We start from the raw sequence: 24162 nt of genomic DNA, 5'->3' as shown, positions 1-24162 counted from the left end.
TCATTAGGTATTTTTACTATTTGGAAATCTTTACGTTAATGATCATTCAAAGCCTGTTCTATTCTGGCTTTGGCGCATTACATTTTGCACAATTCATTTTATCATATAAGCCATTATTATTTATATATATATTTGAAAAAATTTAATTAAAAAAGAATAAAACAAAGAGATGATAAAAAATTTACCGAAATGATTTAAATATTGTCTAGCCTTGTAAAGGCTTGAGGGATGTTGATCTGCCCAAGTGGAAATTTTGAATCGTTTTATTAATACTGTTAATATTTTGCGCGTATTAATGTTGGATTCTTGCGGACCGATATAGATAAAGATGATCTCACTTTTTATACATTTTTGAATCACAGATTCAAAAAAGCAGCAATAGAGCAGGTTGAGTTCACCTTCAGTGAAGGTTCTATTGCCAACAGATTCATTGAATCATATTTACGTTCAAGAAGTCATCAAATATTGAAATGCTCTACTAAAAAGGATATATTAAAGACTATGAATATTAATAAAGAAGCTTGTACCTGTAAGAATATTAAATATAAAGATATCATAGATTTGGTATTGTCCGGCGTGACAAATGTAAATGACGTACAGGATAAGCTCCGATACGGAACCGGCTGCGGCAAATGCGTTGAATTCATTGAATTTTTGATAGGTGATGTCGCGGCTCACCCGGACAATTACAAGTAAGCAGATCAAAAAGCTTCGCACTTGCCAAACATACGCCACCCTTTGAGGCAACGCCGATGCGGATAGTTTATAATGCATTTTCATATCTTTTGAAGGTGTTATAAAATTCAGGAGCATGAGAGCTGGATTTTTATATTCTTCTTAGGGTCTGCATTTCTGAGCGAAGCGAGTTTCAGACCCTAGAATATAAAAATCCAGATATCATGCCCTGAATTATAACACCTTCAAGATATGAAAATGCATTATAAACTATCCGCATCGGCGTTGTCTCAAAGGGTGGCGTATGTTTGGCAAGTGCGAAGTTTCAGTTACTTTACTCAAAACTTTTATAAAATACCGTTCAGGAAAATGATTATTATCAGTATAGGAAGTACTATTCTGAAGTAGTGTTTGAGGAATGTCGGCATCTTAATGCCCTCTCCTGTATTAACCTCTTCCTGATACTTTTCAAATCCCCATCCCCACTTAGTAACACAGAATATAAGGAATATAAGCGCTCCTAAAGGAAGGAAGATATTACTAACCATAAAGTCCTCAGAATCAAGGATATCCTTGGTACCTATGATCGTCACATCCTTAAGAAGGTTATATCCAAGAGCACATGGTGTGCAGGTTATAAGAAGAATGATATAGTTTATAAGTGAAGATTTCTTCCTTGACCATCCAAAATTATCAATTCCTACTGCAATAATGTTCTCAAATACAGCGATAACTGTTGAAAAGCTTGCAAATGTCATGAATACAAAGAACAGAGTCCCCCATATCCTTCCCAAATTCATATGAATGAATATCTCTGGAAGTGTTATAAAAATAAGCGAAGGTCCTGCTGTTGTCTCGATACCATATGAGAAGCATGCAGGAAATATGATAAGTCCTGCAAGTATAGCTATAAGTGTATCAAGGGCGCTTATCCTTACTGCTTCTCCCACAAGTCCCTTGTCCTTGTGCATATAGCTTCCGAATATCTCCATGGAAGCTGCTCCCAGCGATAAAGTAAAAAAGCTCTGGTTCATAGCTGCTGTTATAACTTTAGCAAGTCCCACTTCTTCAACAGAAGAAAGAGATGGTAAAAGATAGAACTTGATACCCTCTGAAGCTCCTTCAAGCATAGTACTGTTAACCGCCAGAATGATGATAAGTACTATAAGCGCTATCATCATGAATTTAGTAATATTCTCAATTCCCTTCTGAAGACCTATCGCACAAACCAAAATACCGCATGTAACAGTCAAAAACATAAAGATCATGCTCTGCTTCGGCGATGCCAGCATCTCATCAAATATTGAAGCAACTGAAAGCTCTGTACCTACTCCATCAAAAGTACCTGTAGCGAACTTGATCATATAATTGATCATCCAGCCTGATACCGTTGTGTAATACATCATAAGCATTAGGTTAGCTATAAAGCAGATCCAGCCATGTATATGCCATTTTGATCCTTTAGGTTCCAGCGCTTTATATGCCTGTACAGCACTTTTTCTACTTGCTCTTCCTACTGCAAGCTCCATAGTAAGGATCGGAACACCCATAATAAGAAGGAACAACAGGTAAAAAAGAACAAATATTCCGCCACCATTCTGTCCTGTAATATAAGGGAATTTCCATACATTACCGATTCCAATTGCGCATCCTGCGCTGACAAGGATAAATCCAAGCCTTGATTTAAAATTCTCTCTCTCCATAATAATCCCCGATTTTGCCCTATCTAAAAAATTATTATCTGCTATAAAATTATTTGCGACCTGCGCCATGCGTTTATAACAGACAAAAACTGATAAATAGTAGATTATCAGCTTATCTTTTAACGCTTTGACGCTTTTATGCATTGAATCGTGCAGACATAAATTTGATTATATCATAATATTTTAATTTGTGTATTAATATTTACAAAAAAACTTGATCTTAAATTTGAATTTATGTTCAAAAAAACGTTTTCCACATTTTTTGCTCTAACATATATCATTTATTGCTATTTATGTATTATAATGTTAGAGGATTGTGATCCATGAATTTTATATATAAATCCAGTATGCTTACTCTTATATTCTTGATCAGATTCGCAGAAAAGACATCTGCCAAAATATAATCAGGTAAGCAGACTATCCCAATCAAAGAAAGAGGTAAACCTAATGATCAACTGGAAAAATTCAGACGAACTTAAGTCATTTAACGATCTTTTTGCACTCAAAGATCAGGTGAAACTTGCAGAGGTTATGGAAGGCGCAAATGGCGCAGAAAGAGTTAAAAAATACTCTGTTCCTATGTCATGCGGACTGTCCTACAACTATGCTGCCAAGCAGGTAGATGATACTGTACTTGCTGCTCTTTCAAAATTTGCAGAAGAAGCTCAGCTCACAGAGAAATTTGAAGCTCTCTACAACGGCGAAGTTATCAATACAGGTGAGAAGAGACTTGTCCTCCACCAACTCACACGCGGACAGCTTGGCTCAGACGTTGTTGCAGAAGGTGTTAATAAGAGAGATTTCTATGTAGAACAGCAGAATAAGATCGCTGATTTCGCCAACAAGGTACACAATGGTGAGATCACTAACGAAAAGGGTGAGAAGTTCACAACAGCTGTTCAGATCGGTATCGGTGGAAGTGACCTTGGTCCTCGTGCTATGTACCTTGCTCTCGAGAACTGGGCTAAGTCCAATGGCAAGTTCTTCATGGATGCAAAGTTCATCAGCAATGTTGATCCTGACGATGCTACAGCTGTTCTTAATAGTGTTGATGTATCTCGTTCTATCTTCATCCTTGTGTCCAAGTCAGGTACTACTCTTGAGACACTTACCAACGAAGCTTTCGTTAAGGATGCTCTTAAAAAAGCAGGTCTTGATGCTTCCAAGCACATGATCGCAGTTACCAGCGAGACATCTCCACTTGCAAAGTCCAGTGACTACCTTGCTGCATTCTTCATGGATGATTATATCGGTGGTCGTTACTCTTCTACATCTGCTGTAGGCGGAGCTGTTCTGTCTCTTGCATTTGGTCCTGACGTATTTGCAAGATTCCTTGACGGCGCTGCTGCTGAAGACAAGAACGCTACCAATAAAGAACTCACTAAGAACCCTGCTATGCTTGATGCCCTTATCGGTGTATATGAGCGTAACGTTCTTGGCTACGAGTCAACAGCAGTTCTTCCTTACTCACAGGCTCTCTCTCGCTTCCCTGCTCATCTCCAGCAGCTTGATATGGAGTCCAATGGTAAGAGCGTTAACCGTTTTGGTGACAAGGTTAATTATGTAACAGGACCTGTTATCTTCGGCGAACCTGGAACTAATGGACAGCACTCATTCTATCAGCTCCTTCACCAGGGAACTAATATCATTCCTCTTCAGTTCATAGGCTTCAAGAACAACCAGACAGGCAATGATGTAGATATTCAGGGCAGCACCAGCCAGCAGAAGCTCTGCGCTAATGTAGCTGCACAGATCATGGCATTTGCTTGTGGCAAAAAAGACGAGAATGCCAACAAGAACTTTGAAGGCGGACGTCCTTCAAGCATCATCGTAGGCGACAAGCTCACTCCTGAAGTACTGGGTGCTCTTCTTGCTCACTTTGAAAACAAGGTTATGTTCCAGGGATTTGCATGGAACCTTAACAGCTTCGATCAGGAAGGCGTTCAGCTTGGTAAGACTCTTGCCAAGAAAGTTCTTGCAGGTGATACTCAGGACGCTCTTAAAGCTTACAGCGAACTTCTTGAGATCTGATAATAATCCAGGATTCATTCTTCTATGTACGATTAATGAATATAAGCTGCAGCATAACTTAAATGCTGCAGCTTTTTTGATTAATATCTAAAACTTCCCACTTGGAGATGCTGCACCGTCCAAGTGGGAAGTTTTATCTCATTTCTATTTTATTCGCTTTCAGCCACAAGCCCTAGGAACAGGAATGCATTTCTGCTTCTGTAATTGGCTATGAAGTTGATCTGCAAAGTACATCTAAGACCATTCCTTGAATAATGGCACACTTCAAATCTATCATTATCAAGAGCAGATTTCATATAATCCCTTACACTTACAGAATTCTCAGAATCAGAATTAAGCATATCGTTTGCTTCATTAACTGACGCAAAGCCAAGAAGACTTACATATTCTGTAAAAGATTCATTGTGGGTCAGAATATCCAGATGCCCATTATGTTCCTCTACAAGCGCCATAGGGAACTTGATTTTCTTTGTAGCATCATCTTCTTTGCCAAGAGGATCCTGTGATAGAAGGTTTATAGTTCCTATCTTCTCATGATACTTACGAAGCCCGGTATTTTCCTTTGGAATATCGAGATTATATACTTCATCAAAAGGCCCCGGCTTAGAATACAAAAATCCCTGAATCTGATCGCATCCTACTTGCCTTAGATATTCTGCTTCTTCCTCGGACTCGACGCCTTCTGCTATAGTCCTTATACCAAGCTGCTTGGTCATTCCTATAACACTCTCAATAATGATCTTGGAATTCCTGCTATGACTAAAACCTGCCAGGAACTTCATATCAAGCTTCAGGCAGTCAAAGGTATATTTCTGCATGGAATTAAGAGATGAATAGCCGCTTCCGAAGTCATCCATCCACACTTCGTATCCTTGTAGCCTAAATGCATCAATTATATTAGTGACTCTGTCAGAATCTATAGAAAAGATAGACTCTGTTATCTCTATATTTATATATTCAGGTGGTATACCGCTCTCAAGTACGATCTCATCTATCTCAGATACGATGTCATCATCCATGAAGTCCTGCTGCGATAAATTAATAGATACAGGCATTATCTGACCGCCTGATTCCATGACCTTTTTTTGCACATTGCAAACATATTGAGTTACTGCAAGATCAAGCTTTCTTATAATGTGATATTTTTCCAGAACAGGAACAAAATCAGCGGGTGAGATAAATCCAATATCGGGATCTATCCATCTGGCAAGAGCCTCATAACCGCTTATCTCTCCGGTAAAAGACCTTACAAGTGGTTGGAACCAGGCATATATATAACCATTTTCAATTGCAGCATCAAAATGCTCGATGATATAACGTGTTCTTTGATACTCATCATCAAGCTTCACATCATAATAACCGAACATAGAATCATACTGATGCTTGAGAGAATCACAAGCGATCTTGGCCTTATCCATGCATAGTGTACATTCAAAATCATCAGGATTTGGAAAATAGATCCCTGCATGGAGCTGCATATGTGTCTCCATGCGGAAAGGACGAAGTTCTTCACAAACCTGCTTGATCTTCTCTTCAATTTCATTTCTGTCAGCAACTATGCAGAAATGATCAGTAGCCACACGAGAACAGATCTCCTGTGGAAATATCGCCTGTATCGTCTGTCCGATCAGCCTAAGGCAATCATCTCCGGCAGCAAATCCATATTTTTCATTATAAGATCTGAAATTCTCAACGTTGAAATACACAAAGGCTATATCATTTCTGATCGTCGGGTCATCCAGAATATCCTGAGCCAGAACTCTAAAACTAGTGAATGTAGATAAGCCTGTGAGCTCGTCAATCTGCTCGAAATCTTTTGAATGGTCGCTCATCGCTTAAACTTACCTTTCTCTCCATGAATATAAGGCATTTACTTCTATAGATATCGGTAAAAAAAGGTATTTTCTTTAACGTAAAAAGCTATCTGCTTTTAATACAGATAGCTTTAAGTTGATTATCAACTTTTTATTCAGCTCAACCGCGCTTACTTGCTTCGAATTTATTAACAAAATCCACTATAAAATTAACTGTGTCCTCAATTCCAAGTATTGAAGAATTGATAGTAAGATCATAGCTGTCACAGTGGCCCCATTTCTTGGAACTATAGTAATTGTAATAGCTTCTTCTCTGCTTATCTTTCTTGACCATCATATCTCTTGCCTTCTCATCTGATGTAAGATCTGCAAAACGAGCTCTGATACGGGCTATCTTATCTTTTTCATTGCCTGTTATAAAGAGATTGACAACATTGGGATAATCAGAAAGAGCATAATCTGCGCAGCGACCTACAATTATACATGGACCTTCTTTTGCAAGGTTCTTGATAGCATCAAACTGAGCAAGGAATACTTTATGACTGATAGGCATATCCACAAAGCTGGATGAATTGTATCCAAAAGAATAAGTATCCATTACAAGATTGTACATGAAAGAGTTAGTGGGTCTTTCATCATGTGTCTCTATCATCTCTTCACAGAATCCGCTTTCCTTGGCAGCTCTGGCTATCAGTTCTTTGTCGTAACATTTAATACCAAATCTATCGGCAACCTGTTCTCCTATTTCTCTTCCACCGGAACCAAACTCACGTCCAATAGTAATAATAGTCTCCATAGTACCGCCTCCTTGGATATAAAAGATTAGTAATGCGGCGCATAATAGAAAGTCAGAAACTGCGCCTAAAAAAAGAGTATCTACTGATATTATTATAATTTAAAACCAACCAAAATTCAATGAACATAAGGGATTCGGTATATTAACAAATTGGAACATTTTCAAACTATTTAAGTGTGTTTAAAAGATGCTCAAAATATTCCGGAAGAGGTGCCATAGTCTCGATATACTCACCTGTTGTAGGATGGATAAAACCAAGTATCCTGGCATGGAGACACTGACCATTTAACTTGATATTGGTCTTCCTGCCGCCCTTATAGACTTCATCTCCAAGAAGAGGATGCCCTATAGAGGACATATGAACTCGTATCTGATGAGTACGCCCTGTCTCAAGTCTACACGCAACATAAGTCATCTTGGACTCATAGAAGCGCTTGATGACCTTATAATGAGTGACAGCGCTCTTACCCCCGGGAACATTTATTGCCATCTTCTTACGGTCCGTAGGATGTCTTCCTATCGTACCTTCTACTGTGCCTTCGTCTTCTTCGATTATCCCGTATACTATAGCCACATATTCTCTTTTGATAGAATGCTCTTTGAGCTGTGCTGCTATCTTCCTATGGGCATTATCATTTTTACAGATGATAATAGAACCTGTAGTATCCTTGTCGATCCTGTGAACGATACCGGGACGCATGACCCCATTGATACCGGAGAGATTATCTCCGCAGTGATACATAACTGCATTGACAAGAGTCCCCTCATAGTGACCTGCCGCCGGATGCACTACCATATCCTTAGGTTTATTGACTACCAGAACATCACTATCCTCATAGAGAATATCAAGTGGAATATTCTCAGGCTTAATATCAAGCTCTCTTGGAGGCGGTACTACAAGTTCTATCTTATCGCCAAGACTTACTGCTATAGATGCTTTGGACACCGTCTTATCATTGATCTTAACCTTGCCATCTACAATAATACTCTTAAGATACGATCTTGAATGCTCAGGAAAAAGAAGAGACAGAACCTTATCAATCCTTTTGCCGGAGAGTTTTTCATCTATTATAGCTGTAAAAAGCTTCTCGGGACCAGATTTTTCTACAATGTCAGCATCATCCTGATCATCTAAGATCTCATCCTCCAAAAGCCCCTCATGTAGCGCAGCATCTTCACTACTATCAGTGCTTGTACCAATATTAAATTCTATTGAATCATTTAAAGTGTCATAATTCATAAACGGCTCCGGCCTTTACTTAAACTCCCTGAACTTCTTCTGCTGTTTAAAGCTAAGGAATGCAAAATCATTCTCTTTATAGTAGAACAAAAACAGGAACAATAGTATAAAGGTTGATACAGTAACATAGATATCAGCTACATTGAATATCGGAAAGTTGATCAGTTTAAAATATATAAAGTCTACAACATAGTTGGTTCTGAATCTATCTACCATATTGCCACAGGCACCGCTTCCGATCATTACCAGAAGGATGTGAAGCGCATTGTACTTCATATCATCCGGCACCAGCGCAAGAACATATACGATTATTATGAGTATCAGGATAGCTATCAGTATGAAGAAGGCTTTCTGATTCTGAAGCATTCCAAAGGCTGCGCCCTTGTTCTCAAGATACTGAAGTTCAAGTACATTCCTTATGATAGGAAAAGAAGCCTTGTCCTTCAGATTGGCAACTGCCAGGAATTTAGTAAACTGATCAAGTGCAACCAGCACTATAAATGCAATAATATCCGCTATAAGAAATGTTATCTTCTTTCTGGTTATATGTTTCATAAAAAGATAATCCCCTTGTTTTATTGTTCGAAAACATCTAATCCTTTTTTTAAAATACAAAAGGTATAGACATCATCATTTTTTTATTATACGACTATGTAGATAAATTCATAAACCAAGTATGAAAACAAATCAATACATTAGCCTTAATCTCCGTTTTCGAAGTACAAAATCTCTTTAACAGCTTCTCTTATCTCATCATCTGTAACTGTAGTATCGATGAATGCATCTCCTATGTCTTTAAGAAGGATGAATTTGATACAGTTATTATCCATTTTCTTATCACTCTTTACAAGTTTTACGATTTCTTCAGGATCAACATCCTCTACAGTGATCGGTAGGTTAAAAGGAACAAACATATCTCTTATCTCATAGCAGGTTCCGGTTTCAATGAGACCTTTTTTCATGGAGATATAAGCAGCAGCTATGCAGCCAAGAGCAACACACTCTCCGTGATAGAGTTCAAAGTTTCTTGCCTTTTCTATAGCATGACCGATTGTATGTCCGAAATTAAGGAGAGCTCTCTCTCCCTTCTCTGTAGGGTCTTTTTGTACTACATCCCGTTTAATCTCGCAGGACTTCCTAACCATTTTGGCAAGTACCTTATGGTCTCTTTCATTGATCTCATACAAGTTCTCTATAAGCCAGAAATAGAACTCCTGATCCTTGATAAGTCCGTGCTTCATTACCTCTGCAAAACCTGATGCAAACTGACGTCCGGGAAGAGTATCAAGAACTGCGATATTCATATATACAAGTCTTGGCATATAGAATGCTCCAACCATATTCTTATAACCTTCAAAGTCAACCCCGGTCTTACCACCAACACTGGAATCAGTCTGAGCCAAAAGTGTTGTAGGTATCTGCACGAAGGCAATTCCTCTAAGATAGCTGGATGCAGCAAATCCTGTGATATCTCCCACAACTCCGCCGCCAAGTGCTATAAGGAGGTCATGTCTGTCAAAATGCTTAGAGATAAGGAATCCATATATCCCGTTAACTGTCTCAAGATTTTTGTGATCTTCTCCTGCAGGAATCTCATATACAAAAACCTGACTTCCAACTTTTTTGAGCTCTTTTTCAACATCCTTAGCATAGAGCGGTCCAACATTTGAATCTGTAATGATCGCTACACGTCTTTCTTTAAATCCAAGTCCTTCTACAGCTTTAGAAAGCTTCTTAAAACTGTCCTCGAACATAATGTCATAACAAGGCTTATCATCACGTGTTACATTAATAACTTCTCCCATAGTTCCTCCACAAATAATCCATAATTCAAAAATATCAGCAGGAGCACGAATGCGCCTGCTGATAAAGATTTTACCTTATTTAGCTTTTAATCTCAATAGATTATGATCAAAGACCTGTACCTATTGATCCGCTGATCATCTCCTGAAAATCTCCTGAGATATCTACGCTTGATGGTGTGATTATGAAGATATACTTGGAAATCTTCTGAAGATTACCATTGATAGCAAAACAGGAACCTGATGTAAAATCAATGATTCTCTGCGCAACATCAACATCAAGGCCTTCCAGATTAAGAACCACTGTTCTGTTAGAAAGAAGAGTTTCTGTGATCTCTCTTGCGTCTTCAAATGAAGTTGGTTTAACTACACATACTTCCATTCCTGATGATGTCATAGATTTTTTTCTCGAAGAAATTGATGTGATCGGTTTCGTTGGATTGCTTCTCTTAAGCTTCTCTTCAGGCACTTCGATTGAAGGATCATCCTTGCCGATTGGTGCTGTCTTTAATGCTGCTGTGCCTTTATCATAGTAATCATCTTCGTTGTCATAGTAGTCTTCGTCTTCACCGTCATTAAGCTTGATGGCTTTCAGAAATTTATCCATTGCGCTCATATTATTCTCCTCACTCTGCTGTGTGATAGAACCAGCAGCCACAAATAAAACTCTTAATATATGTCCCTAAGCTATACCTATTATCTAATTTTTACAGCAATGTGTCAACCCTTATAACATTTTAGATTCAGAAGTACCTAGGAAAGCTTAAATACCAATGTTTACGAGTTTATACTTTTTCTTAACATTTATACACAATTACTAAACATGACCTATCAGTCATATATCAGTTCATCGTCTGTTACACTTGTTGCATCAAGCGCTATATAGTCATAAACATTCAGACCGTATTCTGTACCTGATTTGACGATAGAATATTCATCATTGCTGTACAGAACTTCAATCTGCTTGAAATCCGCATATCCCTTATTGATGTTGTAAACACCTGTCAGAGAAGCAACTTCGCTAACTGTAAATTCCTCTCCTGTAGCAGGATACATAAGTATATCTCCACTGGCAATAGCATCCTGATCTATGTAATACTTATCATCGACCTGACTATGTATGCTTACTACTACATCTTCGCTTGACTGCGAACCATCTTCCAGATAAGTTTTGCGCTGTACTACAGTATTGCCCTCTGCTGTCTCCATCACAAGTTCTGAAGGAATGACATAGAAGTTCTTCTCAATTATAGAAGAATTAGGAATCTTAAGCCCTGTCTCGTTTTCGATGATCAGCTCTATTGACAGAAATCTGTCTGTTGCAAATGTGATCATTGAATTGGTAAAAGAGAACTGGACAAATATCTCACCTTTAGAATTGGTATACGTGCTTACCTGTCCCCAAACTGTTACCTGATTCTTAAGAAATTTTATTTTAATATATTCCTGATCCATAAGATAATCAGCAGTTTCCTGATCATCAACCTGAATTACAACAGACCAGTCTTCATTTTTGGCAAGTTTATAAACCGGCGCATCAGCTGTTACAACTTCTGATGAACCAAATGTAGTCTTCTCATAAGTTGTCTGATCAAAAAGATCGGAGTTCATATCCTGAAGTGTAAGTCCTTCATAGCCGTCTTTATAATAAAGAACTATACCACTTGAAGGAGCATTTCTATAAATAAAGTTATGAGTTGATGAACTGAGTTCTCCAATATTATTAAGATATGAAGTATTCACAAGTTTGGAAAGTGTACCATTTATACTATTCTTAAAATCATAAACACTGCTGAAATTGTTCTTATTAAAGGTACTGGTGAAATCTTCGATATCTTCTTTAATTTCTGCATAGTCCTTATCAGTAAGAGATACAGCGGATGCATCTCCGGTAAGAGAGGACATATCAGCCAGAGAATCTGCCTCGTCTACAATATAAACAAGATCACCCTTGGCAACTCTCCTGTCTTCTGTTGCAAAATAGTATACACTTCCTGCTGTATCATTCTCTACTACTTCTTCATCTCTTAGAGCTATTGCAGTATAGGTATTATTCTGCGATAAGGATCCTTCCATGACTTCATAGCCTACTACATGCTTAGCTTTGATATATTGCACGATGCTGATGATCATGTACACCAGAAGTACGGCAAAAATCAAAATACCGATTCTGTCAGGCGTAAAGCCGGAATTTATATTTGTTATTTTGCTGTTTTTCTTCTTTGCGGCCATTTTATTCCAATCTACTTATAAAAAGCCGCGGCACCCTTAAGCCGCGGCTTATTATTTATTTGTATTTCATTTTTCAGATAATTCAATCACAAGTAGTTCATATTTTGTTGTACTTGTATATTTTTTATATATTTTTGTTATTAAAGAGAAATAACAATCTTAGATCGAACAGACTCGGGAAGTTCGTCTTCATCTTTAGAAACGCTAAGTATAAAATCGATTCCAAATTTTTCGCTTAACTTGTCCAGTTTAGAAACTGTCTCAGTTATGTCTTTGTCTTCAAGACCGGAGATTGACAGGAAACTGTCAAGATATACCTGCTGCAGATCTCTGTCCTGTGAAATAATACCACTTATAAAACCAATAAATTCTTCAGGAGTCTCAACCATGAACTCAGGAACTACGATCATACGAACCTTATTATTCAATTCATACATGTGCTTGGTGTTTTTGTCGAGAAATACGACGTTGCCCAGAATGTTCCTAACTTCAGAATTGACCTTGTCTAAAAGACATTTGGTCTTCCCCTTCCCTTTTCTACCTACGATAAGCTGAACCATAAGCGTAACCTCCCTTGTATGTAGTTTGTTGTGGAACTTTCATATAATTATTATAGCTTTATGATAGTCAAATGACAACCTATAAAAAATACCCAAAATAGTTCATGCTTTTAGGATGTTATTTTCTCAAGAAGGGCTGTCATCTCGCTATACAAAGTATCGCCGTCTTCCGCACGCATTATAACTGCAATATAAGGATTACCCGAAGAATCTTTTGCAAGCAGGATAAGGCAGTGTCCTGCCGCATTGGTCGTTCCTGTCTTACCACCTATGACCGTAATAGTTGACGGAGCAGACCTGTCACCACGAAGATATCCGTTGGTAGACTTGATGTTAACTTCAACAGTGCTTGCGTCAGCTCTGGAATACACTGTTGAATAAGTGGACATATTAATGATCTCCTGAAACTCGTCATACTGCATGGCAGCATTGAATATCAGATACATATCATATGCCGTAACATAGTGATCATCAGCCGTAAGTCCATGAGGATTAGTAAAATGGCACTTAGTAGCACCGATTTCTTTTGCTTCTTCATTCATGAGTTCTACAAAAGCATCGACGCTACCTCCAATATTGTCTGCAATAAGCATACCGGCATCATTTGCAGAGTATATCAAAAGTATATGCAGTGCCTGATCAAGTGTCATGGTATCGCCCTCTTTTAAGCCGATAAGCTGTGCACCTGCTTCGTTAATATTAACTGCTTCGGTTGCAGTTAATATCTGATCGAGGCTTCCATATTTGAGAGCTACTAAAGCTGTCATAATTTTGGTAAGGGATGCAGGATCAACCTGCTCATTGACATTGAGAGCGAACAACGTCTCTCTCTTGTTCAGGTCAAAAAGACCTGCACACGAATTCTTAGACATACTAATGCTGCCGTCTGTAATATCGGAACCGACTACACACAGATCAGAAGCAAAGGTATCAACCATATCGGAAGAAATGGATGTGTAAACGCTATCCGGAGAATACGGGATAGCATATGACGATGATCCACAGGCACTAAGTGATACTATGGATAAAAGAGCTGTTACAAAGGTAATAAGTCTTTTATTTATACATTTCACGCCACTCTAAATCTCCTCTGTCAAGTGATTTGATCAACAACTCAGCTGATGCGAGATTAGTGGCTAAAGGGATATTATGAACGTCACAAAGACGCATAACATTGCTTACATCCGGTTCATGTGACTTCTGTGTAAGCGGATCACGCAGGAAAATAACAAGGTCGATCTCATTATGTTCGATCGCTGCTCCTATCTGCTGTTCTCCTCCAAGATGTCCTGCAAGGAACTTGTGTACGCTAAGATTAGTAACTTCTTCTATAAGACGTCCAGTTGTTCCTGTTGCAAAAAGATCATTACGACTTAAAATCCCCCTATATGCTATGCAAAAGTTCTGCATAAGCTTCTTTTTCGCATCATGAGCGATCAGTGCAATATTCATTACTAAAAACCTCCGTTGCCATACATAAATTCATTATAACACAAAAATGTATTGTTACTAATAAATTTGATACAATTATGTCTATTTATGCTATCAACAAAATGTTGATGCAGCTAAACTATATTTTTATTTATAATTATGATCCCGATATTCAAATTGTCTCTTTTGAATATCTGTTATCATATCTTAGTCAGTAAGACTTTCTAAGCTGCTGAAGTCCGACATTAAGAACAAATCCGACTCCTATATACACGGATACAATAGATGTAAGACCAGAGCTTACCAGCGGCAAAGGGATACCAGTATTGGGAAGCGCTCCTGTGGCAACTCCAATATTAAGAAGTCCCTGGAATCCAATCCACACTGCCATTCCTGTAGCAATGACAGAACCAGCAATATCCTTGGCTCTTGCTGCAGTTATAAGACATTTTATAGTGATCGCTACAAGCAAAAAAACTACGATGCAAGATCCTATAAAGCCAAACTCTTCTCCTATAACCGTAAAGATGAAGTCTGTACTTGATTCTGATATATATCCGCTGTTAAGTACAGAGCTTATCTCATTAGTATCATATCCCTTACCCTGAAGCTGGCCTGAACCTATAGCCATCATTGAGTTCATGGTCTGATAAGCTGTTGTATCAGCGAAGTCTTCAGGATGAAGCCATGCCAGAATACGTTCCTGCTGATAAGACTTGAGAATAGGGCTGTCTTCCAAAAGCGCCAGATAGAAAATAAGTGCTGCAGAAGGAATACCCGCCAAAAGAACTCCTGCTACAAGTTTCCAGCTTATTCCACCTACGAAAAGTATCATGACAAAAATAGTACATAGCATGATCGTAGTAGAAAGATCAGGCTCTTTTAATATCAAAAGGATAGGAGGAATAAGAAGACCTATGGCAGAAAATAAAAATCCCATAGTCTTGACCTTCTTCTGATTGACCATAATAAACTTGGCATAGAAAAGTATTATAAGTATCTTGGATATCTCTGATGGCTGGAATGTAATTCCTGCAATCTCAAGCCATCTCTGCGCACCATGCGAATCACTACCAAATACCAGAACTCCCAGAAGCAGTAAGACTGCAAGTATATAATAAGCCCAGTAGAAATTCAGGAGCTTGGAATAATCAAGAAGTGACACTATTATCATCACGATACATCCAAGGACTACACCTGTTATCTGTTTGTTCTGCAATGATACATCCGAAGAACTAACTGCAACCACACCTACAATAGAGAGGGATACAACCAGAAATATCAGGATGAAATCATAGTTTCTTAACTTATAGCGTTTTAAAAATTCTAAGATTTTTTTCATAGCTGTCTTTCTTTACAAGAGACAATCAATCTCCTGTTCCGCCGCCTTCAAGGGACTGAGCAGAACCATCAAGAAGCTCTTCTCTTGCATCTACATTGTAATAATAATCATATACATCACGTGTTATCTGTGCAGCATAACTTGATGTATAACCAAAGGCCACTCGCGTTGTGATAGAAATCTCCGGATTATTGTAAGGAGCATAGCTTACAAACAGAGCGTGGTTAGCTCTATCACTTCTCTCCTGCGCTGTACCTGTCTTACCTGCTACCTGAACGTTAAGATCAGAATAGTCACTTCTTTTCTCAACAACGCCTCTCATACCTGAATGAATTGCATCCCAGTAGCTCGAGGGCAGATCAACTGTATTTCTTACAGTAGCAGAATACTCCTGAAGAAGATTACCGTTAGAATCAGTAGTCTTATCTATAAGAGTCAGGTTGAAGCAAGTTCCGGAATTAGCAACTGTTGTAATATAGCGGGCAAGCTGAACCGTTGTAAATGAGTTTGTACCCTGACCGATAGCAGATCTGACCGCATCCTGGGTAGATACGATAGGAGCACTTTCTTCTATCTCGATTCCGCTCTTTTCTGTAAGACCATACATATCACAGTACTCTTTGAGAATTTCAAGACCCTTATCAGAATTGTAGGTTCCATTCTCACTTCCAAGTCTGTATCCAACTTCATAGAAAAAGCAGTTACACGAATTAGTAATACCACCGGAAACAGTAAGTTCACCATGCGAACTCGGATATATCCAACAGTGAGGACCATTGGTAAATTTATCAAAAGTACCTGTACATCTGATGCTGGAGGTTGTTGTTATAACCCCTTCCATAAGCCCTGCTGTTGCAGAAAGCGGTTTAAATGTTGAACCAGGAGCAGTCCTCTGCTGAGTTGCATAATTATAAAGAGGAGTAGAAAGATCTGCACGAAGCTTTGCATAATACTCAGCATCAACACCATTGGCCATTCTGTTATTGTCATATCCCGGATATGATACAAGGGCAAGCACATCACCTGTATTAACATCAGTAATAACGATGGATCCTGAACATGGATCAAGGTTAAGCTGCGCAGGTGTAAGCTCGAGATTATTTATACGATTAATGATAAAAGTATATGCAGATTCATTACCTGCATTCCAGGATTTTAATTCGTTGTCTTCAAGCTTTACTACGCCCTGCTCCAGAAGTACGTTGCAGCAATCTCTTCCTGAGATAAGATCATCTTCAAGGATGTATCGATAGAGCATCTTACTAAATGTAAGATCATTTCCAAGTTTATCAGTTATATAAGAAACTATGTGTTCGTATATTTCTTCGGAATCCGTATACTGGCTGTCAAGACTAAGCTTGGTGATATCTATCCAGTTCTGGGCTATTGCATAATGCAGATACTCATACAAAGAAATACTCTCATCCTTGGTATAGGTTACATAAGTATCATCTTCAGTGTCTTCATTTACAAGGACGTTATTATCACGAAGTATTGTAGTGATATAGGTCTCATAATTCTTGTATTCAAGCGAAAGCTCATTATATGGTGTCTGTTTCTCCATGAGCTCGCTTCTAAGGCCTTCAAGTACTGCTTCCTGCTTACTGTTAAACACAGAAAGTACTTTAAGTTCTGTTTCCTTTGCATCATCCTCGGTGAAATGAGTTGTATCAATAACAGAGTTTTCAAAGAGTTTGAAATAAACATCATAAATAGCGATCTTAAGATCTGAAGTCTTGACCGTTGTGCTTACAGTCTTGGCATTGACAATCTTATTAACAAGGATACCTGCAAGTCTTGATTCAAGAATGTCATAGCAGGCTTCCTGCAAGTTCTTGTCGATAGTAAGGTATACATCATTACCCGACCTTGGCTCAACATAATTGGTAGTCTCAAGTACCTGACCCACTGTATCAACATATACAGTCTCAGAACCCTTGGTACCCTGAAGCGTTGATTCCATGGCCTGTTCTATACCCGACTTACCTACTGTATCACTGGAATCGTAATCCATATCCGGATAATCAGCCTGAAGCTGAGCAAGTTCCGTAGATGAAACTTTACCAGTGTATCCCAAGATCAGCGCAAAGTACTCCGCATCAACATACTTTCTGGCAGTATTCTCTTCTATACTTACACCAAGAAGTACGTCACTGTTCTCCATGATATCAGAAACAGTCTGATCAGATACAGCTTCTGCAATAGTAGTATCAATATACTTTTGGTAGGAATTAAGACTCATATAATATCTGAGCGTTACAACTTTAAGGAACCTGTCATTGGTATATCCGTATCCTACTTCAAAACTCTTCTTGTCCTCAGGATCAGTAAGCGCTCCTATCTCAAATTTCTTGCCAAGATACTCCATAACTTCATCGGGAGTTGCAGTTCTCTCCTCATAAGCAAGCTGGTCAATAGTAGTATGGCCATAAATATCCGCAAGGAATCTAAGAAGTGTTGTTCCTTCTACAGTATATTCAAAATCACCGTTTTCATCCAGCTGTATACTAAGATCATTGACTACAGTATCACCGTTACTCTCAACTATGTCTATGACCTTGTTGATCGTTTCGTTGATATTCTCATCTCTTAGGGAATCAGATTCATAGACGTCTTCTATTACAACATTGTTAGCAAGTTCGTTATAAGCAAGAAGGTTACCGTTACGATCATAGATATTACCACGGGTTGCCTGAATGTCCTTGGTCTTCTCTATTCGTAATTGGAAAGATTCAAGATATGATTCACCATTAATTATCTGCAGTTCAAAAAGGCGGTACAAAATACCGCTCGCTGCCAGTATCATGACCAGCGCGATAACTGTGAATCTTGAAGTGATAAATTTGAGAACTGCTTCTTTTACATCATCAAACAAACTTAGTAGCACTCCTTTGGATTATGTCATCTAACTTGGTATTTACTTTTAGTATAACCGGATACAGTAACAAAGCTATGATCGCAGTATATACAACTTCCGGAATGATCTGGTGAGCCATATAATAACTGATATCGAACTTCGCACGAAGAAGGAACATCAGCACATAGCACAAAAACTGATACATAAAATCACCCACGATTATAAGTGTGAGCGGCAGTATTATATTCTCCGGAAAAAAGATCTTATGAAACAGGCCGGCAAAGAATCCGGCATACATGTAGAGAATTGCATATAAACCGATAAAATCAGCAAAAAATATGTCCACAAGAAGACCGGCTATAAAACCAGCTAAAAGTCCATGCTTCTCTCCCCTCATGATACCACTTGAACAAGTAATGATCATAAGGCAGTTCGGAACTGTCCCGCCAAAAGCAAAATATCTAAATACAGCTGTCTGCAGAACAAAGCATGTAATTATCATTATCAAAGTAACTAAGAATTTACGCATTATAAACCTCTAGGCTTAGTCGAAAATAAGTGATGAATATCTTATTCTTCAACAGTCTGCTTGAGAGTAGTTATAACAAGCACCTCATCAAGATGCTCGAAGTCAACCGCAGGTGTAAGTGTTCCCGACTTTGTAAGGTTATTGGAATCCGATTCTATAGTAGTTATGTATCCTATGAGTATTTCAGGAAGATATTTATCTGAAATATTGGATGTTACTACCTTATCACCTATTACAACAACATCAGCACTGTCCTGAAGCTTAGAAAAAGAGATAACGCCCTTTTCATAAGATTCAAGATTACCTGTTACTATCAGATTATCTGAGGTCGATAGAACCATTCCACTTACAGAAAAATTATCCGCAATAATGGTTGTAACCTTGGCCCAGTCCGGTCCAATAGATGTGATCCTGCCAACAAGGCCGCCACCGGCTATGATATTCATATCAATAGCAAGTCCATCATCCAGACCTTTATCAATGATAAAGCTATAGAACCAGTTACCTGAATCCTTGGCTATTACATGTGCACCAACCTTCTCATAAGACTCATACTGAGCATCAAGCTCATAAAGCTGCCTTAAAGTATTGAGCTCATACTTGTCCTGAGTCAGCTGCATATTCTCTTCTGTAAGCTGGTCTACACGCGCCTGAAGCTCATCATTCTCAGACTGAAGCCTTTCTATGGTCTCAAGCTTGTCAGCTTCACTTATAAGCCATGTACCTGCAGTTGTTATTCCCCTTTGAAAAGGCACCACAACAAATCCGGCAATCGTATTGGCAATTCCGGAAAAAAGACTTGTTGTAAGTGTTATGACCATCAATGCGACAGCCACTATTGTTAAAATAAAGAGGAGATACTTACCGGGGATGGTAAACTTATCTCCTCCTCTCTTTATCACAGGACTCATTTACTCATTCCTTCAGCGTAGCAAGTGATTTGTACTGATCATCCTTGATTATTTTTGAAAGACCAAGAGTTACGGATTCAACCGGCTCTTCGGATATATTAACATTAAGTCCACAACCGTTACTGATTCTCTGTGCAAGGTGGCAAACCTGTGAAGCTCCGCCTGTAAGATAGAGGCCATGCTTGTAAATATCTGCAGCAAGTTCCGGAGGAGTTCTCTCAAGAGTTGCTTTTACATTATCAAGAATAGTATCGAAGTTCTCAACAAGTGCATTATTTACAATATCAGTAGGAATCTCACGCTCTATAGGAAGACCTGTTACAATATCTCTTCCGTATACAATAGCCGGCTTTCCTTCTTTTTCAAGTTCGCGAAGATCGATCTTAACGCTCTCTGCAGTCTTAGATCCAATGATAAGGCTGTATTCTTTACGTATTGCACTTCTTATGGATTCGTCGAACTTACGTCCGCCAACCTTGATAAGCTTACTAAGAACTATTCCTCCAAGTGACAGAACTGATATCTCAGTTGTATCATAACCTACGTTAACTACAAGAACACCGTTGGAATTCTTAACATCTACGTCCATTCCAAGTCCATCTGCAATAGCCTTGTATACTACATTGACCTTCTTGGACTTAACATTAGAATCTCTGATAAGATCGATAAATGCTCTCTTCTCAACTTCTGTGATGTCATAAGGGATTGCAATATAGTAATCTGCCGGCTTGATACCACCCTTCATATCATCTGTAACAAAGAGCTTGACAAGCATCTCCATATTCTTGATGTCTGCAATAACTCCGTTATTGAGAGGATATGTAACCTTGATATTGCTTGGAGCCTTCTCATACATATCGTAGGCTTCATCACCGTATGCAAGAACTGTTGTCTTGTTCTGAATAGCGATCATGTTCTTCTGAACAAGCGTAGAATCTGTTGATTTGTTATAAATCTTGATAGTGCTAGTACCAAGATCGATACCGAAAGCGTTATTCAATGTGGACCTCCTGAAAATCAATTGTGCTGAGCATTTCTTTAATTCTGTGTCAATTTCTGTTTAAGACTTCATTCAAACTGGAATACTGCCTGTCACCTATTATTATGTGATCATAGACAGGTATCTCCATGATATGTCCCAATTCCAGTATTCTTCTGGTCATCTCAATGTCCGCATCTGACGGAAGCGGATTACCGCTGGGATGATTGTGAACAAGTGCTATCTGCGCTGCCCCTGTCATAAGCGCCTGTCTGAATATATCCCTGGCACTTATCCTACAAGACGATACCGTACCTATGTACAATGTCTTGTCACATATAAGGCGCATCCGCGCATCTAGAGCGATCAGTATCACATGTTCCTGATCTTTGTGCCGAAGCTGCTCCATATAATATCTTGCAATATCTTCAGAGCTTTGAAAAGTAACAACATCACTTTTCCTGCTGCGGATTATTCTTAGTGACAGTTCTGCGATGCACTTGATCTGCACTGCCTTGACCTGTCCAAGACCGTCTATTTTCATAAGCTCATCAACCGATAATTGATAGAGCCCGCCTATTCCTGTTTCGTATTGTCTGCATCTTGTCAGGATCTGCTGCCCTATCTGCATAGGATCATGATCCTTAGTACCACATCTTACTATGATAGCAAGAAGTTCGGAATCAGTAAGTGCCTGCGGACCGTATTTTAGGAATTTCTCAAATGGAAGGTCTTCTTTGACTGCTGTCCCGTCTCGAAGTTTAAGACTAAGGGACCTGCCTTTATTATTCATGCTTCCTCCTGCAAGCAATAGAGCCTCTCCGGGCAGTAGAAAGCATAATAATTTTACTACAAAATAATTTTTATGTATACATTCTTGGGCAAAAAAATCGCAAAAGCAGTAGTCATGCGGTTTTAGAGCCTGTTATAAAAGCTGCTGCTTAGTTATAAGCCCTTTATCAAGCATATACTGAACTGTTTTTAAAATACCAAATCTTGCATGAGGATATGTAAGTCCTCCCTGAAAATATACTGCATAAGGAGGAGCAATAGGTCCGTCAGCTGACAGCTCAATCGATGATCCTGATACAAAAGCTCCTGCTGCCATAATAACCTGGCTGTCATATCCCGGCATATCCCAAGGTTCCGGTGTCACGAAGCTGTCAACAGGTGCTGCGCTCTGAATGCCTTCACAGAAAGCGATAACACCTTCAGGCTTACCAAATGTAATGGACTGTATAATATCAAAACGATCTTCGGAGCTGTTTGGAAGAACGCCAAAACCAAATCTCTCATAGAGGTTAGCTGCAAATATAGCACCCTTTAAAGCACTTGCAGTTACTGTAGGAGCCATAAAAAGTCCCTGATAGAACTGAGTGAGTATTCCAAGAGAAGCGCCAACTTCTTTACCAAGTCCGGGACTTGTAAGTCTGTAAGCAGCATTTTCAACACACTCTTTTTTACCTGCGATATATCCGCCGATTGGAGCAAGTCCGCCGCCGGGGTTCTTGATAAGTGAACCTACAACCATGTCTGCACCTACATCTGAAGGCTCAATAGTCTCTACGAATTCACCGTAGCAGTTGTCAACCATGCAGATGATCGAAGGCTTAATTCCCTTGATAAAAGAGATAAGCTCTCCTATTCTCTCAACAGAAAGAGTAGGTCTTGTCTGATATCCCTTGGATCTTTGGATTGTAACGAGCTTTGTTTTGTCATTGATAGAAGCCCTGATACCGTCATAATCAAATCCGCCATCAGACAAAAGATCCACCTGCTTATATGTTACACCGTACTCTGCAAGTGATCCCTTTGAAGGTCTTATGCCTATAACCTCTTCAAGAGTATCATAAGGCTTACCAACAGGGGATAAAAGCTCATCGCCGGGGCGAAGGTTACTCATAAGAGCCAGAGCAAGGGCATGTGTTCCGCAAGTTATCTGAGGACGTACAAGTGCATCCTCTGTGTGGAAAATATGTGCATATACCTCTTCAAGAGTATCTCTTCCTATATCGTTATATCCATAACCTGTTGTTCCGAGAAGGCATGCTTCCTGAACTTTAGCTTCCTGCATTGCTTTTACAACTTTGAGCTGGTTATATTCAGCTATTTCATCTATTCTGGCAAAACGGGCTTTAAGATCCTGTTCTATAGCTTCACCATATTCATATACTTCTTTAGAGATGCCAAGCTGTGCATACATCTCCTGTCTGTTAAAATCTGCCATTTATATACTTCTTCCTTTCAAATAGCATACCTATGATTACTTTTACTTAACACCCGGGTATTCTTATCAGTCGATAGACCTCACGGGCATATAGATTTTCAGATCCTTGCAAGAATTGCATCAAGTACCTGAGCATCTTCTCTATTATACTCTGACTTGTCAACCCAGATTACATCTTTCTCTCTTCTAAACCATGTAAGCTGCCTCTTGGCAAAATGTCTTGTATTACGCTTAATAAGATATATAGCGCGTTCCAGATCATATTCTCCGTTTATATATCCCATCATCTCGCGATATCCAAGTCCCTGCATGGAAGTCATAGATGGCTCTATTCCCATAGTCATTAACTTTTGGCACTCACCCAAAAGGCCATCTTCTATCATCTTGTCAACACGTTTATCAATTCTTTCATAGAGAACTTCTCTATGGTCTGTCAGGACAAAATATCTAAAGTCATAAGGAGAGGTCTTCTCGTGCTGCTCCTTATTATGATCAGAGATCTTGCGACCAGTCTTTTCATAATATTCAAGCGCTCTTATAACTCTCTTGACATTGCCTGCAGGAATAGCCTTTGCGGACTCGGGATCTACAAGCTCAAGCCTTTGATGAAGAACTTCACCGCCCTTAACCTTAGCTATCTCTTCAAGACCATGTCTGTATGACATATCAGCATCTGTTGATGTGAAGTCGATATCATACAGGATTGCCTGAATATAGAAACCTGTGCCTCCCACAAGAATCGGGATATGGCCTCTGTGATAGATTCCCTCCATGGCTTCTTTAACAAGCTTCTGGAAAAGGACTACATTGAATTCCTGTGTAGGTTCAAGGATATCTATAAGGTGATGTGGCACACCACCCATATTCTCCTTTTTTATCTTGTCGGTTCCGATGTCCATGTATTTGTAAACCTGCATAGAATCAGCGGAGATTATCTCTCCGCCGACTTTTCTGGCTAGTTCTATAGATAGTTTTGATTTGCCTACTGCTGTAGGTCCGGTAAGAATTATTAGTTTGTTCATATACCTTCTTA

The 24162-nt window shown here is 39.0% G+C and carries 21 protein-coding genes; 2 read left to right on the top strand and 19 right to left on the bottom strand.

The window, feature by feature from the left end; translation table 11 throughout:
* Positions 1-501: 501 nt before the first annotated feature.
* The gene (locus tag BMX21_RS01190; RefSeq protein WP_092040279.1) at positions 502-696 is read left to right on the top strand and encodes a (2Fe-2S)-binding protein; all 195 of its coding nucleotides are present in this window, start codon (positions 502-504) and stop codon (positions 694-696) included.
* Positions 697-1022: 326 nt separating this feature from the next.
* On the opposite strand, the gene BMX21_RS01185 is transcribed toward BMX21_RS01190, so the two are convergent.
* Positions 1023-2378: a sodium-dependent transporter gene (locus BMX21_RS01185; RefSeq protein WP_092040276.1), complete on the bottom strand. Its 1356-nt coding sequence runs from the start codon at positions 2376-2378 to the stop codon at positions 1023-1025.
* A 447-nt stretch (positions 2379-2825) separates the two neighbouring features.
* Between BMX21_RS01185 and BMX21_RS01180 the strand changes: the two genes are divergently transcribed.
* Positions 2826-4409, top strand: a complete 1584-nt coding sequence (locus BMX21_RS01180) for a glucose-6-phosphate isomerase (protein WP_022753878.1) — start codon at positions 2826-2828, stop codon at positions 4407-4409.
* 149 nt (positions 4410-4558) lie between these two features.
* Here BMX21_RS01180 and BMX21_RS01175 read toward each other — a convergent pair whose 3' ends face one another.
* The 18 genes from BMX21_RS01175 to miaA all read right to left on the bottom strand — a co-directional run bounded on the left by BMX21_RS01175 (position 4559) and on the right by miaA (position 24151).
* The gene (locus BMX21_RS01175; RefSeq protein ID WP_092040272.1) at positions 4559-6241 is read right to left on the bottom strand and encodes a bifunctional diguanylate cyclase/phosphodiesterase; all 1683 of its coding nucleotides are present in this window, start codon (positions 6239-6241) and stop codon (positions 4559-4561) included.
* A gap of 142 nt (positions 6242-6383) precedes the next feature.
* On the bottom strand, positions 6384-7019 hold the full coding sequence (locus tag BMX21_RS01170) for a cytidylate kinase-like family protein (protein ID WP_022753880.1): 636 nt from the start codon (positions 7017-7019) through the stop codon (positions 6384-6386).
* Between the two features lie 166 nt (positions 7020-7185).
* Positions 7186-8259 carry an RluA family pseudouridine synthase gene (locus BMX21_RS01165; RefSeq protein WP_092040269.1) on the bottom strand — a complete coding sequence of 358 codons (1074 nt, stop codon included), beginning with the start codon at positions 8257-8259 and terminating at the stop codon, positions 7186-7188.
* 15 nt (positions 8260-8274) lie between these two features.
* Positions 8275-8805, bottom strand: coding sequence for a signal peptidase II (gene lspA, locus BMX21_RS01160; protein ID WP_027204109.1), 531 nt, complete (start codon positions 8803-8805; stop codon positions 8275-8277).
* Between the two features lie 155 nt (positions 8806-8960).
* The gene (aroB, locus tag BMX21_RS01155; protein WP_092040266.1) at positions 8961-10064 is read right to left on the bottom strand and encodes a 3-dehydroquinate synthase; all 1104 of its coding nucleotides are present in this window, start codon (positions 10062-10064) and stop codon (positions 8961-8963) included.
* A 106-nt stretch (positions 10065-10170) separates the two neighbouring features.
* Complete coding sequence (locus tag BMX21_RS01150; RefSeq protein ID WP_022753884.1) at positions 10171-10677, bottom strand: cell division protein SepF; 507 nt, start codon at positions 10675-10677, stop codon at positions 10171-10173.
* 215 nt (positions 10678-10892) lie between these two features.
* Positions 10893-12293, bottom strand: coding sequence for a biotin/lipoyl attachment domain-containing protein (locus BMX21_RS01145; protein ID WP_177173878.1), 1401 nt, complete (start codon positions 12291-12293; stop codon positions 10893-10895).
* A 140-nt stretch (positions 12294-12433) separates the two neighbouring features.
* A complete protein-coding gene (locus BMX21_RS01140) occupies positions 12434-12853 on the bottom strand; it encodes a hypothetical protein (protein ID WP_022753886.1) in 420 nt (139 codons plus the stop codon).
* 110 nt (positions 12854-12963) lie between these two features.
* A complete protein-coding gene (locus BMX21_RS01135) occupies positions 12964-13926 on the bottom strand; it encodes a D-alanyl-D-alanine carboxypeptidase family protein (RefSeq protein WP_022753887.1) in 963 nt (320 codons plus the stop codon).
* Positions 13910-14305 (bottom strand): methylglyoxal synthase, encoded by a 396-nt coding sequence (gene mgsA / locus BMX21_RS01130; RefSeq protein ID WP_022753888.1) that lies wholly within the window; start codon positions 14303-14305, stop codon positions 13910-13912. The genes BMX21_RS01135 and mgsA overlap by 17 nt, the downstream gene beginning before the upstream one ends.
* Positions 14306-14495: 190 nt before the next feature.
* On the bottom strand, positions 14496-15626 hold the full coding sequence (locus tag BMX21_RS01125) for an FtsW/RodA/SpoVE family cell cycle protein (protein WP_027215853.1): 1131 nt from the start codon (positions 15624-15626) through the stop codon (positions 14496-14498).
* Between the two features lie 25 nt (positions 15627-15651).
* Complete coding sequence (locus BMX21_RS01120; protein WP_092040264.1) at positions 15652-18501, bottom strand: penicillin-binding transpeptidase domain-containing protein; 2850 nt, start codon at positions 18499-18501, stop codon at positions 15652-15654.
* Positions 18494-19012: a rod shape-determining protein MreD gene (gene mreD, locus BMX21_RS01115; RefSeq protein ID WP_027205744.1), complete on the bottom strand. Its 519-nt coding sequence runs from the start codon at positions 19010-19012 to the stop codon at positions 18494-18496. The genes BMX21_RS01120 and mreD overlap by 8 nt, the downstream gene beginning before the upstream one ends.
* A 41-nt stretch (positions 19013-19053) precedes the next feature.
* The gene (gene mreC / locus BMX21_RS01110) at positions 19054-19923 is read right to left on the bottom strand and encodes a rod shape-determining protein MreC (RefSeq protein WP_022758501.1); all 870 of its coding nucleotides are present in this window, start codon (positions 19921-19923) and stop codon (positions 19054-19056) included.
* A gap of 4 nt (positions 19924-19927) precedes the next feature.
* Positions 19928-20923, bottom strand: coding sequence for a rod shape-determining protein (gene mreB, locus BMX21_RS01105; protein ID WP_022753893.1), 996 nt, complete (start codon positions 20921-20923; stop codon positions 19928-19930).
* 49 nt (positions 20924-20972) lie between these two features.
* Positions 20973-21695: a RadC family protein gene (gene radC, locus BMX21_RS01100; RefSeq protein ID WP_143057188.1), complete on the bottom strand. Its 723-nt coding sequence runs from the start codon at positions 21693-21695 to the stop codon at positions 20973-20975.
* Positions 21696-21827: 132 nt separating this feature from the next.
* Positions 21828-23129, bottom strand: coding sequence for a methionine gamma-lyase family protein (locus BMX21_RS01095; protein ID WP_092040257.1), 1302 nt, complete (start codon positions 23127-23129; stop codon positions 21828-21830).
* A 98-nt stretch (positions 23130-23227) separates the two neighbouring features.
* The gene (gene miaA, locus BMX21_RS01090; protein ID WP_027204115.1) at positions 23228-24151 is read right to left on the bottom strand and encodes a tRNA (adenosine(37)-N6)-dimethylallyltransferase MiaA; all 924 of its coding nucleotides are present in this window, start codon (positions 24149-24151) and stop codon (positions 23228-23230) included.
* Positions 24152-24162 lie beyond the last annotated feature (11 nt).

Source organism: Butyrivibrio sp. TB, assembly GCF_900110805.1.
Classification (GTDB): domain Bacteria; phylum Bacillota; class Clostridia; order Lachnospirales; family Lachnospiraceae; genus Butyrivibrio; species Butyrivibrio fibrisolvens_C.
Note: the sequence above shows the minus strand (reverse complement) of the source record. Positions and strands in the feature narration are given on the sequence as shown.

Bases quoted from the DNA above. Each gene is read 5' to 3' on its own strand.
- BMX21_RS01190 (WP_092040279.1), top strand. From the start codon at position 502: ATGAATATTAATAAAGAAGCTTGTACCTGTAAGAATATTAAATATAAA.
- BMX21_RS01185 (WP_092040276.1), bottom strand. From the start codon at position 2,378: ATGGAGAGAGAGAATTTTAAATCAAGGCTTGGATTTATCCTTGTCAGC.
- BMX21_RS01180 (WP_022753878.1), top strand. From the start codon at position 2,826: ATGATCAACTGGAAAAATTCAGACGAACTTAAGTCATTTAACGATCTT.
- BMX21_RS01175 (WP_092040272.1), bottom strand. From the start codon at position 6,241: ATGAGCGACCATTCAAAAGATTTCGAGCAGATTGACGAGCTCACAGGC.
- BMX21_RS01170 (WP_022753880.1), bottom strand. From the start codon at position 7,019: ATGGAGACTATTATTACTATTGGACGTGAGTTTGGTTCCGGTGGAAGA.
- BMX21_RS01165 (WP_092040269.1), bottom strand. From the start codon at position 8,259: ATGAATTATGACACTTTAAATGATTCAATAGAATTTAATATTGGTACA.
- aroB (WP_092040266.1), bottom strand. From the start codon at position 10,064: ATGGGAGAAGTTATTAATGTAACACGTGATGATAAGCCTTGTTATGAC.
- BMX21_RS01150 (WP_022753884.1), bottom strand. From the start codon at position 10,677: ATGAGCGCAATGGATAAATTTCTGAAAGCCATCAAGCTTAATGACGGT.
- BMX21_RS01145 (WP_177173878.1), bottom strand. From the start codon at position 12,293: ATGGCCGCAAAGAAGAAAAACAGCAAAATAACAAATATAAATTCCGGC.
- BMX21_RS01140 (WP_022753886.1), bottom strand. From the start codon at position 12,853: ATGGTTCAGCTTATCGTAGGTAGAAAAGGGAAGGGGAAGACCAAATGT.
- mgsA (WP_022753888.1), bottom strand. From the start codon at position 14,305: ATGAATATTGCACTGATCGCTCATGATGCGAAAAAGAAGCTTATGCAG.
- BMX21_RS01125 (WP_027215853.1), bottom strand. From the start codon at position 15,626: ATGAAAAAAATCTTAGAATTTTTAAAACGCTATAAGTTAAGAAACTAT.
- mreD (WP_027205744.1), bottom strand. From the start codon at position 19,012: ATGCGTAAATTCTTAGTTACTTTGATAATGATAATTACATGCTTTGTT.
- mreC (WP_022758501.1), bottom strand. From the start codon at position 19,923: ATGAGTCCTGTGATAAAGAGAGGAGGAGATAAGTTTACCATCCCCGGT.
- radC (WP_143057188.1), bottom strand. From the start codon at position 21,695: ATGAATAATAAAGGCAGGTCCCTTAGTCTTAAACTTCGAGACGGGACA.
- BMX21_RS01095 (WP_092040257.1), bottom strand. From the start codon at position 23,129: ATGGCAGATTTTAACAGACAGGAGATGTATGCACAGCTTGGCATCTCT.
- miaA (WP_027204115.1), bottom strand. From the start codon at position 24,151: ATGAACAAACTAATAATTCTTACCGGACCTACAGCAGTAGGCAAATCA.